13 protein-coding genes are annotated in these 14,846 nt (G+C 69.7%); 2 read left to right on the forward strand and 11 right to left on the reverse strand.

What is annotated here, in order from left to right; all coding sequences use genetic code 11:
* Positions 1-90: 90 nt before the first annotated feature.
* The 7 genes from PI990_RS23320 to PI990_RS23350 form a co-directional block, all read right to left on the reverse strand.
* Positions 91-1,059 carry a sulfotransferase family protein gene (locus PI990_RS23320; protein ID WP_271658634.1) on the reverse strand — a complete coding sequence of 323 codons (969 nt, stop codon included), beginning with the start codon at positions 1,057-1,059 and terminating at the stop codon, positions 91-93.
* The gene (locus PI990_RS23325; protein ID WP_271658635.1) at positions 1,056-1,856 is read right to left on the reverse strand and encodes an aspartyl/asparaginyl beta-hydroxylase domain-containing protein; all 801 of its coding nucleotides are present in this window, start codon (positions 1,854-1,856) and stop codon (positions 1,056-1,058) included. Before PI990_RS23325 ends, PI990_RS23320 begins: the two co-directional genes overlap by 4 nt.
* A 22-nt stretch (positions 1,857-1,878) precedes the next feature.
* The gene (locus tag PI990_RS23330) at positions 1,879-3,975 is read right to left on the reverse strand and encodes an HlyD family efflux transporter periplasmic adaptor subunit (RefSeq protein WP_271661344.1); all 2,097 of its coding nucleotides are present in this window, start codon (positions 3,973-3,975) and stop codon (positions 1,879-1,881) included.
* Positions 3,972-5,291, reverse strand: coding sequence for an efflux RND transporter periplasmic adaptor subunit (locus tag PI990_RS23335; protein WP_271658636.1), 1,320 nt, complete (start codon positions 5,289-5,291; stop codon positions 3,972-3,974). The genes PI990_RS23330 and PI990_RS23335 overlap by 4 nt, the downstream gene beginning before the upstream one ends.
* A complete protein-coding gene (locus tag PI990_RS23340) occupies positions 5,288-6,070 on the reverse strand; it encodes an efflux RND transporter periplasmic adaptor subunit (RefSeq protein ID WP_271658637.1) in 783 nt (260 codons plus the stop codon). The genes PI990_RS23335 and PI990_RS23340 overlap by 4 nt, the downstream gene beginning before the upstream one ends.
* 684 nt (positions 6,071-6,754) lie before the next feature.
* Complete coding sequence (locus PI990_RS23345) at positions 6,755-7,576, reverse strand: aldo/keto reductase (RefSeq protein WP_271658638.1); 822 nt, start codon at positions 7,574-7,576, stop codon at positions 6,755-6,757.
* Between the two features lie 11 nt (positions 7,577-7,587).
* Complete coding sequence (locus tag PI990_RS23350) at positions 7,588-8,124, reverse strand: cysteine hydrolase family protein (protein WP_271658639.1); 537 nt, start codon at positions 8,122-8,124, stop codon at positions 7,588-7,590.
* A gap of 190 nt (positions 8,125-8,314) precedes the next feature.
* On the opposite strand from PI990_RS23350, the gene PI990_RS23355 reads away from it, so the two are divergent.
* The gene (locus PI990_RS23355) at positions 8,315-9,499 is read left to right on the forward strand and encodes an OpgC family protein (protein ID WP_271658640.1); all 1,185 of its coding nucleotides are present in this window, start codon (positions 8,315-8,317) and stop codon (positions 9,497-9,499) included.
* Here PI990_RS23355 and PI990_RS23360 read toward each other — a convergent pair.
* Complete coding sequence (locus PI990_RS23360; RefSeq protein ID WP_271658641.1) at positions 9,490-10,164, reverse strand: class I SAM-dependent methyltransferase; 675 nt, start codon at positions 10,162-10,164, stop codon at positions 9,490-9,492. The two genes, PI990_RS23355 and PI990_RS23360, sit on opposite strands and share 10 nt — an antisense overlap.
* Positions 10,165-10,262: 98 nt before the next feature.
* Between PI990_RS23360 and PI990_RS23365 the strand changes: the two genes are divergently transcribed.
* Complete coding sequence (locus tag PI990_RS23365; RefSeq protein ID WP_442969294.1) at positions 10,263-13,370, forward strand: transglycosylase domain-containing protein; 3,108 nt, start codon at positions 10,263-10,265, stop codon at positions 13,368-13,370.
* 4 nt (positions 13,371-13,374) lie between these two features.
* Here the strand turns inward: PI990_RS23365 and PI990_RS23370 are convergent, their stop codons facing one another.
* The 3 genes from PI990_RS23370 to PI990_RS23380 form a co-directional block, all read right to left on the reverse strand.
* On the reverse strand, positions 13,375-13,566 hold the full coding sequence (locus tag PI990_RS23370; RefSeq protein ID WP_031288793.1) for a VF530 family DNA-binding protein: 192 nt from the start codon (positions 13,564-13,566) through the stop codon (positions 13,375-13,377).
* Positions 13,567-13,880: 314 nt separating this feature from the next.
* Positions 13,881-14,186 (reverse strand): DMT family transporter, encoded by a 306-nt coding sequence (locus PI990_RS23375; protein WP_021222098.1) that lies wholly within the window; start codon positions 14,184-14,186, stop codon positions 13,881-13,883.
* 10 nt (positions 14,187-14,196) lie between these two features.
* A complete protein-coding gene (locus PI990_RS23380) occupies positions 14,197-14,835 on the reverse strand; it encodes an FMN-dependent NADH-azoreductase (protein WP_271658642.1) in 639 nt (212 codons plus the stop codon).
* Positions 14,836-14,846 lie beyond the last annotated feature (11 nt).

Consider the following 14,846-nt stretch of genomic DNA (forward strand, 5'->3'; position numbering starts at 1 on the left):
TTCCCTGCTCGCAGCATAGACGAGGATTTCAGTTCGCCACCATCAAAAAATCACCGTTCGGCGGTTTGGGCAATGAATGTGAAAGCGCATTCACAAGTGGCGCGGTGAAAGGGCCTCCAGCGCCTGATAGGGCGCCCTCGCCCAGCGCTCCACAGCCGCCCGCGTGGCCTCGTCCGCCTCGTTGCGCTTGGCCTCGCCATCGGCACTGAAGGCTTGCCCGGGACGCTTGGCATCCCGCCCGGCCACGGCCTGCAGGTGCGGCACGGCGGCCGGGTCGATGCCCAGCAGCGGCCCCAGGCGGCCCCAGAGGGCGTCGGGCAGCTCGCGGTAGTTCAGGGCCACCGCTTCGCCGGCCGCGCACAGGCCGAACCCGGCCTGCAGCAGGTGGCCGACCATCCAGGCGAGGTAATCGCCGGGCGCCAGCGCCTCCCGCCCCGGCAGGCCATCCAGCCCGGACGGGCCCAACAACCCAGGGACCGCGTGCAGCCCGGGCTGGCGCCGCTGGGACACCACCACCTCCAGCGGGTCGCGGTAGAGGAACAGGCACGGCACCTCGGGGTAGAGCCGGCGCAGCAGCTGCGCCTCGAAGAGGTTCCAGGCATCCAGCTTGACCACCAGCCGGGTCTCGTTGCCGCAGCGCCGCTGGCCATAGGCCGAGCACAACGCGCGCACCGCCTCCGCCTGCCAGGCGGAGGCCGTGGGGTCGCGGTAATGCGCGCGCAGCAGGGCATCCAGCGGCGGCGGCTCGGACAGCACCACATGCCCGGGCAGCGCTCGCAGCAACTGCGCCAGCAGGGTGGAGCCGCAGCGGGAGGTGTGGAACACCAGCAGCGAAGGTTCCAGCCCGGGGCTGCGGCCACCCCAGTCGAACAACGCGTCCAGGCCGGTCTGGCGGCGCAGGGCCAGGTTGAACGGCAGCCGCAGCGCCTCGTCCACGTCGTCGCTGAAGAAGGGCCGGGCCAGGGGCGCGGTGCCTAACCAGGCCCAATCCAATTGCCAGGTGCCGGCCTCCTCGAAGGCACGGATCGGCAGCCACTCGGTGAAATCCAACGGGGTCATCGCACACTCCATTGCCGGCTCCAGGCCTGTCGTCCCTGGCGCATGACCATGCGCACATCCGCCTCGCCGAACACCAGCCCGAGGGCCTGGCCGGCGGCTACCGCCTCACGGCAGAAGTCGGTGGGGTCGGTGATCCGTTGCAGCGCACGGGCCAGTTCCGGGCGCTGTTGCACCTGCTCGTTGAACGCGGCGAAGGCCCGTACGCCCCGGCTCGGTTGCAGCGCCGGCGTCGTCGCCAGCCCCTCGGCGATGGCCTGGCGCAGGCGCGGGTGGGCCAGGCAGTCCAGCACCAGGTGAATGCGTGGTCCCGGCCCCGGGTTGTCCACCCGATGCGGGCGGGACAGGTCGATGAACCAGCATTCCCCCGGCGCCATCGGCACCTGCCGGCCGTCCACCAGGAACTCCACACCGGGCGGGCTGAGCAGCGGCACGTGCAGGCGCAGCGGCCCTTCCGGGCTGCCCAGGTCGGGGTCGCAATGCTCGCGGATGCTGGCGCCGGCGCCCAGGCGCAGCAGGCGGGCACTGCGCAGGCCCTCGCCGAACCACTCGATGGCCGCCTGCCAGGCCGGCTCGGCCTGGCAGTGGGCGGTACGGGCCACCGGGCCGAAGCCCGGCGCCAGGGGAATCGGCGCGTCCACAGCCGCCACCAGGTCGATCCCGCTCCAGTCGCCCTGGTAGTAGGCGGTGTTGAAATGTGCCACCCAGGCCGTCGAGTCGATCCGCTCCAGGGCCGCCAGCAGCGGCTCCAGGTCGAAGCGCCAGGGCAGGCGGGAACAGATCGGCAGGGTTACATCCATGGAACCTTCCTTGGCAGATGGGCTAGAAACCGCTTTCCCTGACACCCAACGCCGCCATGCGGCGCCAGGCGAAGCCGAGCAGCGACTGCCGGCGGCCCTCCAGCACCACCACGCCGCGCAGTGGCTGGGCGGGGGGCGGCAGGTCCTGCAGCAGGCTGAGGCGCACGCCGTACTGGGCCTGCACCGGCTCGGCGCGTTGCTGGGCGTTGCGTCGCACGGCCACCTGGCCGTGGTGGTCGGAGGTCAGCGCCTCCAGTTCGAGGTAGGCGACGCCGGTGGTGTCCACTTCGTCCAGGCGCACCGTGAAAGCAGGCCGCGCCGGGTCGTCGGCGATGAAGCGGCCCTCGGCCCCCGGCGCCACGCGCCAGAGGTTTTCCTCGGCCAGGTAGCCACGCAGGCGCAGCCCGGGGGCGATCACCCGCGCCAGGGTCTCGCCGCTGTGCAGCCAGCGGCCCGCCACCAGGTCCGGTGGCAGGTCGCGCACCACGCCGGCCAGGGGCGCGCGCAGTTGCAGGCGCTCGCGCTGGGCGGCCAGGCCGCGATACTCGGCCACGGCCTCGGCCAGTTGCTGCTCGATCACCCCGGTCTCGGCGGCGGTCTCGCTGCGCCCGGCCTGGCGCCGCAGCTGCAACTGGAGGATGTCGATCTCGCGGCGGACGATGCCCTGGCGCGCGTCCAGGTCCGGGGATTCCAGCTCCACCAGCAGGGCGCCCTGCTCCACCGTGTCGCCATCCTTCACCCGTACCGCCTTGACCCGCGCACCGATGGGCGCGTGCAGGGTGCCGGTGCGCGCGGCCTCCAGCATGGCCGGCACATCCACGGCGTTGCGCCAGGGCACCAGCAGCACCAGCAGCACCAGCCCCAGGGCCGAGCCTGTGAGCAGCACCTTGCGCGGGTCGGCCTGGTCGCGGCGCTGCCACCACTCGCCCAACTCCTTCCAGATCGGCAGGCCGATGAACCACACCAGCTCCACCAGCATCAGGAAGATGCCCAGCACCTTGAAGAACAGGTGGTAGACCGTCAGCGCGATGCCGAAGAACAGCGCCGCGCGCCAGATCCACGAGCCGTAGCTCCACAGCAGCAGGCGCCGCTGCATGGCTGGCGACCAGGGCTCCGGGGCCGGTTCGCCGTAGCCGAACAGCGCCTCGCGCAGGCGCCAGCGGCCCAGGGCGAAGGCGCGGTTCTGCAGGTTGTCGACGCCCCACAGGTCGCTCAGCAGGAAGTAGCCGTCGAAGCGCATGAAGGGGTTGAGGTTGATCGCCAGGGTTGTGATCCAGGTGGCGCTGGCGAGCATGAAGGCGGCGGTACGTGCCGGGCCGTCCGGCAGCAGCGACCAGGCCAGCAGCGCCAGCACCGCCAGCACCAGCTCAGCGAGCACGCCGCCGGCGCCGATAAGTAATCGCGAGCGCCGGTCCTGCACCCGCCAGGCGTCGCTGACGTCGGTGTAGAACATCGGCAGCATCACCATGAAGGCCAGGCCCATGCTCTGTACCCGGCACCCCGCGCGCTTGGCCATGAAGGCATGGCCGAACTCGTGGCAGAGCTTGGCGAAGGTCAGCGCGATGCCGAAGGCCAGCGCACCACCGAAGCTGAACAGGTGCGGGAAGGTGGCGAGGAAGCGCTCCCAGTCCCGGGCCACCAGGAACAGCCCGAGCAGCAGGATTACCGGCAGGCCGCGTCGCAGCAGCCAGGGGCCATTGCGTTCCAGCACCGGCCAGGCACGGTTGAGGAAACGGTCCGGCCGCCACAGCGGGATGCGGAAGAACAGGTACTGGTGCAGCACCTGCTGCCACAGGCTATGGCGCGTGCTGGCGACCTTGAGGGCATAGCTGGCCCGCTGCTCCGGGTCGAGGGCGGCGATCAGGTCGTGCCCGCGCAGAAAGCGCAGCATCTGCTCCAGCTCGCCGGCGCCCAGGGGCGCGCCCGGCTCGGCGTTGGCGGCCTCCAGCACCTGCTGGGGCTCACCCCGCGACCAGTGGCGCAGCAGGCGAACGGCGGCGGCACCGAGCTTGAAATAGCGGCCACGCAAGGGATCGGCCAAGGTCCATTGCGGCGCACCGTCGCGGTCCGGCGCGGCGGGCGAGAGCTGCAGGTCGGGGCGCAGGGCGGGCAGCATCAGAACCCCAGGCCCTGGCGCAGCGCGGCCAGAGGGCGGCGCAACAGGTAGTAGGCCAGCGGCGCGCGGTCACCGAACAGCTTGGCGGTACCGCGCAGGCCGATGCGTGGCGGGGCATCGGCGAAGGCGGCGTCGAGGCGATAGGCCAGTTGCCCGGCGGCGGTGGCCTGGGCCTCGTAGGCGGTGCGTTCCAGGCGCGCGTCGTGACGGTTGAGCGGGTCGCTGTCGAGGAACAGCGCCACCTCGGCACCGGGTTGCAGGGCGATGGCGTCGCCCACGGGCAGCTCGATGCGCAGCTCGGCCTGGGCCGGGTCGGCGATCTGCATCAGCCGCTCGCCGGTCTGCACTGGCTTGCCGGTGAGACGCTCGGCATCGGCGAACACGGCGATGCCCGCGCGCTCGGCGCGGACTTCACTGCGCGCCAGCAATTGCCGGGCGTAGTCGCGCTCGGCGCGCTTCTGCTCGACGCGGGCGGCCAGCAGGTCGATGCGGGCGCTGGATTCGGCGTCGGCGAAGGCGCGCTGGCTGTTGGCCTTCAGCTCCGCCTCGGCCACCCCCAGGGCGCGTTCGGCGACATCGGCCTGGGCCTTGAGGGTGGTGGCGTCGAAGCGCACCAGCAGGTCGCCGGCGGCAACGCTCTGGTTGGGCTTGACGAGGAATTCGGCGATCACCCCATCCAGCGGCGCAGCCACCACGCGACCGCCCTGGGGCACCACTTCGGCCGGCGCCAGCACCGACTGGCGCACCGGCACCAGCAGCACCAGGGCCAGCGCGCCAGCCAGGGCCAGGAGCTTCTTCTTCGGCCAGCGCAGGCGCCAGGGCTTGCGCGGCTGCAGGGCCAGCCAGGCGTGCCCGTAGGTGTCGCCGAGCTGCACCAGCAGGGCCTGTTCGGCCTCGCTCCAGGGGGTGTCGCGGGCGATCCACAGGCCGCCGAAGACCTCGCCCTGGCGATCTTTCAGCGGCAGCCAGAACGCCTGGGCGGCGGACAGCGCCTGCCAGTCCTCGCGACTGCCCTCGTCCAGGCTGCCCGGCTCGACGACGCCGGGCTCGCCCAGCTGGCCCGCAGCCAGGCGCTGGGCCGCCGCACGCTCGACGAAGGCGACGAAGGGGGCGTTGGGCTCCACCACGCTGATGCCAGTGAGCGCGCGGACCTTGCCGGTGATCAGCAGCGCGGCATGGCGATAGCCGAATACGCCCTGGCCGTCGTTGACCATGGCGAAGGCCAGTTGCGAAGACGTCCCGGCCTTGCGGGCCTGGGCCTGCAGGCCGAGGAAGACCGCGAAGACCCGCTCGGCGAAACCGGGCAGCGGCGCGTTCATCGGCTCTCCGGGAAGCGTGCGCTGCCGCTCATGCCGGCCAGCAGGCCGGGCGCGTCCTCGGGCAGGGCGCCGATCAGCAGCAGGGTCTGGCTGCCTTCGTCGATGCGCGCACCGAGGCGCTTGACCGTGGCCTTGAGCGGCTTGCCGGTCTCGTCGGGCACGAATTCGAAGGGTTCACCGGGTTTGAGTCCGCCAAGCCAGCGCGACGGCACCAGCAGGTGGATTTCCAGGGTGCGGTTGTCCACCACCTCCAGCAGCGGCGCGCCGCTGGGCACGCTTTCATGGGGCTGCACGCGGCGGCTGACCACCTGGCCATCGAAGGGCGCCTTGACCTGGCAGCGCTGCACCTGCACCTGGTAGACCTGGGCTTCCGCCTGGGATTGCGCCTGGCGCGCCTCGGCCAGGGCCACTTCGAAGCGGCCGACGGAGTTGAGCGCGGCCAGTTGCTGCTTGTTCTTCAGCTCTTCACGGGCGGCGCGGGTGGCGGCATTGGCGGCGTTGAGCTGGGCCTGGTAGGCGCTGCAGTCGAAGCGCACCAGCACCTCGCCCTTCTTGAACGCCTGGCCTTCGGCATAGGGCATCTCGGTGATGCGCCCGGCCAGCTCGCTGGCGAGCACGGCCTGATCCTGCGCCCGCAGCACGCCACGGGCACCGCTGCCGGAGGTCGCGGCCGACGCGGCGGGGGCGTCGAGCAGCGGGTCCGGCGTCGCGGTGTCCTGCGCCCAGGCACCCATGGTCAGCCCCGACAGGCCCAACAGCGTCCACAGCATGCGATTCATGGAAATCCTTCCTTGGGTATCTGAGCCGCGAGTCTATGGGAGCTGTAGGACAATAGGAATCTGGTCGACAGACGCTTCTTCGCATATTGGCCGGATAGGACCGGGAGATGGCTCCGGGGAGACGAGTTTCGCTCCGCTTGCGGAGCGTCGCCCGGCCCCATCCTACGAAAGCCGCCGCTACGTGCACGTTGGTTTGGTGCGCACATCAATGTGTGGATTTGAGCGAAGAAAGTTGGAGCAGCCGCCAATGCCCCTCCAGGAGGCCGAACGCAGTCGTTGCGCCGGGGGACGAGCGGCATGGATGCCGCGAGAGGCGCGCCAGGCCATGGATGGCCCATCGCGCCGGCCCCCAGAGCAACGATGGAGTGAGGGAACCCGACGCAGTCGGGCCGGATGATGGGGCAAGTTTTTTGGTTCCTTTTCAACGATTGGAAAAGGGACTCGCCCGGGGGGGGCGAAACCAGAAGCACCAGCAAAGCTCAGCAATCAGCTGGACTCAAATCTTCTAGCAACACTTAACGCAGGCATAGCCAAGGGTTTCGCTTCGCGAAGCCCATCCTCCAGGCTCGGTGATCAGCCAAGCCTCGTGCCCGCCGAAAAAACGGTGGGCTGAAGCCCACCCTACGCCCAGCCTACGCCCACCGACACAGCTACGCTCGGCGCCCACCCAGGGTGCGAAGCGGGTCAGACCATATCCAGCCGCTGCTTGCGGGTCGGCGCCGGGTAGGCGCGGTCGATCAGCGCCAGGTCGTCGGCGCTCAGGCGCAACTCGCCGGCGCCGGCGTTCTGCTTGATGTGCACGGGGTCGACGGCCTTGGGGATGACGATCACGCCGTCCCGGCGCAGGGCCCAGGCCAGGGCGACTTGCGCCGGGGTGGCGTCGTGCCGGCGGGCGACTTCGACGAGCGCCGCGTCACGCAGCAGGCTGCCACCCTGCCCCACCGGGCAGTAAGCCATGAGCGGCAGGCGCTGGCGTTGCTGCCAGGGCAGCAGGTCGAACTCGATGCCGCGGGATTCGGGGTTATACAGCACCTGGTTGGCGGCGCAGCCAGTGGGCAGGCCCTGCATGTCGGCCTGGTCGAAGTTGGAGACGCCCCAGCGCAGGATCTTGCCCTGCTCGCGCAGGCGCTCGAAGCCTTCCACCGTTTCCTCCAGCGGGTGCTCGCCCGGCCAATGCAGCAGGTAGAGGTCGAGGCGGTCGGTGCCCAGGCGCTTGAGGCTGCGTTCGCAGGCTTGCTCGACGCCCTGGCGGCTGGCGTTCCACGGGTACACCTTGCTGACCAGGAATACCGCGTCGCGATGCCCGGCGATGGCCTCGCCCACCACCTGCTCGGCGCCGCCCTCGGCGTACATCTCGGCGGTGTCGATCAGGTTCATGCCCAGCTCCAGGCCCAGGCGCAAGGCGGCGACCTCGCGGGCGCGCTGGTCGGGGCGTTCGCCCATGTGCCAGGTGCCCTGGCCGATGGCGGGCACGGCGGTGCCGTCGGGAAAGGTGATGCGGCCCATGGTGTCTCTCCTCAGAAGTGAATCTCTTCGGCCTGCTGCAGGCGCATGGGGTTCCGTGGCTGGATGAATTCGCTCCAGACCCAGTTGTGGTGGGCGACTATCGCCTCGGCGCGCTGGTGCGGCCGGTCACGGGTGGTGTGCGCGTCGCTGGCCAGGATGACGTTGAAGCCTTCGCTGGCGGCGCGGCGGATGGAGGTGTCGACGCAGAATTCGGTGGCGTAGCCGGTCACCACCAGGTCGGTGACGTACAGCTTCTCCAGGGTGGCCTTGAGCTCGGTCTCGAAGAAGGCATCGCAGGCGGTCTTGCGCACCACCCAGTCGTTGTCGCCGCGCTCCAGGCCCGGGTGCAGCTGCCAGCCGATGCAGCCGGGCTCCAGCTCGCTGCCCGGCTCGCCGTCGTGCTGCACGTAGATCACCGGCACGCCGGCGCGCCGGGCGCGGTCGGCGAGGCGGTTGATGCGCTCGAGGATATCCCCGGCGCGCCAGGGTTCCGGGGTGGTGAGGAACAGCCCCGCCTGCATGTCCACGACCAACAGCGCCTTGCTCATCTTCTCTCCTTGAATGCACGCATCGAAACGCGCGGATAGTGCGGCTTCCCGCTGCAGTGGTAAAGCCACGCGTCGGGCCATGCACGACCGTTGGTCTTGCATGGGGAAACTCGCCACGGGCGCACAGTCAGAACTTCAGGACCCATCGTTCGCCCAGCCCGGGCGAGAGACTTGCCGCGAGTATGCCGCCATGCAGACAGGACGCGACCTCCGTATCGACTTCTTCCGTGGGCTGGCCCTGGTGTTCATCTTCTGGGACCACATTCCGCACAACCCGCTGGGCCAGGTGACGCCGCGCAACTTCGGCTTCAGCGACGCGGCGGAGATCTTCGTCTTCCTCGCCGGCTACGCCGCCGTGCTCGCCTACGGCAAGCTGCTGCTGCGCGACGGCTACGCGGTGGCCTGCCTGCGGGTACTGCGCCGGGTCTGGGTGCTGTATGTGGCCCACATCTTCCTGCTGGCGGTGCTGATGGGGGTGGTGTTCTACACCAACAACCATGTGGACAGCCGCAACTTCATCAACGAGATGGGCCTCGACTACTTCCTGGCCAACCCGCAGCAGGCGCTGATCGATGAGCTGCTGCTGCGCTTCAAGCCCAACCTGATGGACCCGCTGCCGCTGTACGTGGTGCTGCTGGCCGGGCTGCCGCTTATCCTGCCGCTGCTGATGCGCTGGAGCTTCGCCGCCCTGGCGCTGTCCGGCGCGCTGTACCTGTGCGCGCCCGGGTGGAACCTCAGCTCGCACCCCGGCGGCGAGTGGTTCTTCAATCCGCTGGCCTGGCAGTTCCTCTTCGTCCTCGGCGGCGTGGCCGCGCGCCATGCGCAGACGCGGCCGGCCGATGCGCCGCCGGCCACCTGGAAGTCGCCATTGTTCTTCGCCGCTGCCGGCTACCTGGTGTTCAGCGCGGTGGTCGCCCTGAGCTGGAAGGTGCCCGGCCTGCACGACGCCTGGATGCCTATGCTGGTGCGCGATGTGCTCTACCCGCTGGACAAGACCGACCTCTCGCCCATGCGCCTGCTGCACTTCCTCGCCCTCGCCTACTGCGTGGCCGTGCTGCTGCCGCGCAGCGACTGGCTGACCCGCTGGCCGGCCCGCGAAGTGTGCCGCATGGGCATGCACTCGCTGGAAGTGTTCTGCCTCAGCGTGCTGCTGGCACCCCTGGCGGACGCCGTCGCCACCCTCTACGGGCTCAACGCCGTGGGCCAGGTGGCGCTGGCCTGCGCCGGGGTGCTGCTGATGTCGGCCTTGGCGGCCTGGCTGGACCTGAGCAACCGCCTCAACCAGCGCAAGCCGCCGCAGGCCACGCCCACGCCCGTGCGCCTGACCAACCCCGGCTACGGGGTGACCCGCACCCTCTACCGCATTCAGCCCTGAGGGCGGGTGATGAGCAGCAACGACAGCGGCACCCCGCTGTCGGGATGACGGGGTTCGTGCAGCGCCTCCAGCACGAGGCCGCTGCGCCCCAGCAGGGCCAGCCAGGATTCCAGGGTGCGGAAGTACCAGGGCATGGGCTCGGCGAAGGCCCCGTCGAAGGCGGCGAAGGTCTCCAGGCGCCAGCCATCGCGGTAGCCCTCCTCGCCCGCCGCCGTCCAGGGGTGGACGGTCTGCAGCAGCAGTGCGCCGCCCGGCGCCAAAGCCAGGCCAATCGCCGTGAGCAGGGGCTGCAGGTGCTCTTCCAGCAAGGCGAAGTTGCAGGCCACGGCATCGAAGCGGCCGAAGCGCAGGGGCTGCTCGATAAAGCCCTGGTAGTCGCAGCACTCGAACGCTCCCCCTGCGGCCCGCGCCAGCTCAACCAGCCCCGGGGACGCATCCACGCCCAGGGCGGCAATGCTCCGCTCGGCCAGGGCACGGCACAGCCAGCCCTCGCCACACCCCAGGTCCAGCACACGCTGCGGTGCCCGCGCCACCAGCGCATCGAGCATGGCGCCGTCGGTGGCCAGGCGACGGCTTTCGATGCGTCGCCCGCGCACGGCGTCGGTCCAGGCGCCGGCATTGGCGCGCCAACTGCGGTCTATTTGCTGCCGGTTATCGTCTGACATGGCCTATCGCCTTGTTTTATGTCGTTTCGGGGCGCGCTGCGGTTCTCAGCAACTACGCTTTGTACAAGAGCGGTAACGCGCCAGCCAGGCCATCGACCATGGGCGTTTTATGGCAAACCGACGCATCGTCCACCGAGATACCGAAAGGTAGCCTCAACGAGGTCACCTTGCGGCCCGGCCGCTCCCGCCGCAAGAAACACCGCCTGGCGTTCTGGACCCTGATGCTGCTGGCCGGTGTCGCCATTGCCCTCGCCGCCCGCGAGGAGATGCGCAGTTCCTGGCTGCAATCCCGCGAAATCACCCGCTATGCCGCAACCCTGAACTACAGCCTCGAAGAAGGCCCCAGCGACGCCATCCTCTACCCCCACGACGGCCCCTTCGACAAGCGCCTGGGCTACGTCTACCTGCCGCCGATGTTGCAGCGCCTGGACCAGCGCGGCTATGCCATCCGCCAGCAGGTGCGCTTCTCCCCGGAGCTGATGGAGTACAGCCGCCACGGGCTGTTTCCGCCGTACCGGGAGAAGGTCCAGGCGGGCATCGACATCAGCGATTGCCGGGGCGAGCCGCTGTACCGCTTCAGCTACCCACAGCAGCTCTACCCGGGCTTCTCCGCCATCCCGCCGCTGCTCACCAGCAGCCTGCTGTTCATCGAGAACCGCTCCCTGCTGGCCGACGAGCCCCTGGCCAACCCGGCGGTGGACTGGCCGCGCTTCGTCAAGGCGGCGCTGAGCCAGGCCGGCAAGGTGCTCGACATGCCCGGGCAGAGCGCCGGCGGCAGCACCCTGGCGACCCAGCTGGAGAAGTACCGCCACTCGCCCTCCGGCCTCACCCTGTCGGCCGGCGAGAAGATCCGCCAGATGGCTTCGGCCAGCGTGCGCGCCTACCGGGGCGGACCGGAAACCCTGGCCGCCCGCCAGCGCGTGGTGCTCGACTACCTCAACAGCGTGCCGCTCTCCGCCGTGCCGGGCCATGGCGAGGTGCACGGCCTGGCCGATGGCTTGCGGGTCTGGTACGGCGCCGACTTCGAGCAGGTGAACCGCTTGCTGGCCGAGCACCAAGACGAGCCCGAACACCTGCAGGCACGGGGCCTGGCGCTGCGCCAGGTGGTGTCGCTGATGATCGCCCAGCGCCGCCCCTCCTATTACCTGTCACGCGGGCGTGAGGAGCTGGAGGCGCTGACCGACAGCCACCTGCGCCTGCTGGGCAACGCCGGCGTGCTGCGCCCGGCCCTGGGCCAGGCCGCCCTGGAGGCGCGCCTGGGCTTCCGCGACCTGCAGCAGGAGCCGGCGCTGTCGCGCATCGAAGGCAACAAGGGCATCAGCCTGGCGCGGGCGCGCCTGTCGAGCATGCTGCAGATGCCGCTCTACGACCTCGACCGCCTCGACCTGGCCGCCAGCAGCAGCCTGCAGGGCGAGCTGCAGCAGGCCGTCACCACCTACCTGCACGACCTCGCCGAGCCGGCCTACGCCGAGCAGGCCGGGTTGTTCGGCGAGCGCCTGCTGTCGCCGGAGAAGACCCGCGAGGTGCGCTACAGCTTCACCCTCTTCGAGCGCACGCCCTCGGGCAACCAGGTGCGGGTGCAGACCGACAACACCGACCAGCCCTTCGACATCAACGAGGGCAGCAAGCTGGAGCTGGGCTCCACCGCCAAGCTGCGAGTGCTGGCCACCTACCTGGACTCCATCACCGCGCTGCACACCCACTACGGCGAGATGCCGGCGGCGGAGCTGCGCAAGGTGCAGGTCGACCCGCTGGACGCCCTGAGCCGCTGGGCCCTCGATTACCTGGCCACCACCCACGACCGCAGCCTGGCGCCGATGCTGGCGGCGGCGCTGGACCGCACCTACTCGGCCAGCCCCAGCGAGAGCTTCTTCACCGGTGGCGGGCTGCACACCTTCAGCAACTTCCGCAAGGAGGACAACGGCCGCAACCCGAGCCTGCGCGACGCCCTGCGCGAGTCGATCAACCTGCCCTTCGTGCGCCTGCTGCGCGACATCGTGCGCCACAACATCTACCGCCCCGACGGCGGCAAGGTGGCGCTGCTCTCCGACGACAGGGACCCACGCCGCCAGGGCTACCTGGACCTGTTCGTCTCCCGCGAGAGCCAGACCTACCTGCTGCGTTTCTGGAACAAGTACAAGGGCAAGGACGCCGACGAGCGCATGGCCACCTTCCTCGACGGCCTGCGCCCCTGGGCCTCGCGCCTCGCGGCCATCCACCGCTACCTGCAACCACAGGCCGACCGCGCGACCTTCGCCGCCTTCATGCGCGAGCGCCTGCCCAACGAGGCCCTGGCCGAGAAGCGCATCAACCAGCTGTACGACCGTTACGGCCCCGGCGCCTTCAACCTCAACGACCAGGGTTACGTGGCGCGGGTGCACCCGCTGGAGCTGTGGCTGCTGGCCTACCGGCAGGGCCACCCGCAGGCCACCTACCGCGAGGCGGTGGAAGCCAGCGGCGGGCCGCGCAGCGAGGTGTACGGCTGGCTGTTCAAATCACAGCGCAAGAACGCCCGGGACAAGCGCATCCGCATCATGCTGGAGGTGGAAGCCTTCCTCGACATCCACCAGCAGTGGCGCCAGCTGGGCTATCCCTTCGACCACCTGGTGCCCTCCCTGGCCACCGCGCTGGGCAGCTCGGGCGACCGCCCGGCGGCGCTGGCGGAGCTGATGGGGATCATCGTCAACGACGGCGTGCGCCTGCCCACGGTGCGCATCGACCGCCTGCATTTCGCCGCCGACACGCCCTACGAAACCCTGCTCAGCCACGCGGCGGCGCCGGGCAAACGGGTGATGGCTTCTGAAGTGGCGACGGCGCTGCGCGAGGCGCTCTCGCAAGTGGTGGATGCCGGTACCGCGCGGCGCCTGCAAGGCACCTTCACCCAGCCCGACGGCAAGCCGCTGGTGATGGGCGGCAAGACCGGTACAGGGGATAACCGCCTGCAGACGGTGGGGCGCAGCGGCCAGGTGATCAGCTCCAAGGCACTGAACCGCACTGCCACCTTCGTCTTCTACCTGGGGCCGCGGCACTTCGGCACCCTCACCGCCTACGTGGCAGGCAGCCAGGCCTCGAACTTCCGCTTCACCTCGGCGCTGCCGGTGCAGGTGATGAAGGGCATGGCGCCGATCCTGCAGCCCTACCTGGAGCCGGGCCGCGCCACCCTGTGCCAGATGCCGGAAGCCTCGGTGCGGGCCAGCCGGCTCTGAGGGCTCACTCCTGGCGGCGGCGCACGTCGATGAACAGCGACTCGACCTTCTCCCGCGCCCAGGGCGTCTTGCGCAGGAAGGTCAGGCTCGACTTGATGCTCGGGTCGCTCTTGAAGCAGCGGATATCGATGCGCTTGGCCAGCCCGTCCCAACCGTACTTGGCGACCAGCTCTTCGAGGATCTTTGCCAGGGTCATGCCGTGCAGGGGGTCTTGGGAGCTCACGTAAACGCCTCGATGGGGGGAAAGCGTGGCAGCTTAGGGCAATGGCCGTGCCTTGCGAAGAGGAACCTCCCGTAGGGGCGACTTCAGTCGCCCAGCGGCGCGCAGCGCCGCCCTTGTGGGAGCGAATTCATTCGCGATGCCTTGCGCTTTCGTAGGATGGCGTAGAGCGAAGCGAAACCCATCAATGTGCGGTTTCAGGAACTGCTAAGTGCCGCGCTCGACTCCGTCTGGTGGAGGTAAAAAGCGACCTCCACCCTACATACCGGTCACAACCGAGCAGCGGCCTGTCACTTCAACCCCGCCACCCCGGCGATGATCAGCGCCACCGACAGCAGCTTCATCGGGGTGATGGATTCGCCCAGCAGCGCCACGCCGAGGATGACGGTGCCGAGGGTGCCGATGGCGGTCCAGATCGGGTAGGCGACGCTCACCGGCAGCACGCGCATGGCCAGGGTGAGGAAGTAGATGCCGGCGGTGGCCGCCAGCACCACCAGGGCGCTGGGCAGCGGTTGGGTGAAGCCGTTGGCGTACTTCATGCTCATGGCGAAGAGCACCTCGAAGAACGCCGCGATCAACAGGAACAACCAGGCCATGGCGACCTCCTCAGAAGACCTCGGCCAGCTCCACCAGGGCGCGCTCCGCGCGCTGGTAGGACTGCTGGAAGGCGTCGCCGCCGAACTCGTCGTTCTCCACCGCCACCACCGTCACATCGGTGATGCCGATGTAGCCCAGCACGGTGCGCAGGTAGGCGTCGGCGTGGTTCATCTGGGCGTTGACGCCGCCGGAGCCGTAGCCGTGGTCGCCACGGGTGGTGATGATCAGCGCCTTGCGCCCCAGCACCAGCGGTGTGTAGGGGTTGCCGGGACGGTCGGGGTGGAAGTCGAAGGTGCGGCGGATGCGCACGATCTGGTCGACCCAGGCCTTGACCCCGCTGGGCACGCCGAAGTTGTACATGGGCGCGGAAATCACCAGGCGATCGGCGGCGAACAGCTCGTCCACCAGCAGGTCGCTGAGGGCCAGGTCGGCCTTCATCACCTCGGTACGCTTCTCCGGCTCGGGGTGGAAGGCAGCGGCGATCCAGCCTTCGGTGACCGGGGCGATGGGCGAGCGACCGACTTCGCGGTGGGTCACCTGGCGGGCGGCGTCCTGGCCCTGCCAGGCGGCGAGGAAGGCGTCCTGCAGGCGGCGAGAGTGGGAACGTTCGCCACGGGGGCTGCCTTGGATCGAGAGAATGCGGCTCATCTGTTGCTCCT

It is taken from the genome of Pseudomonas sp. TUM22785 (assembly GCF_028198105.1).
GTDB classification, from domain to species: domain Bacteria; phylum Pseudomonadota; class Gammaproteobacteria; order Pseudomonadales; family Pseudomonadaceae; genus Metapseudomonas; species Metapseudomonas solani.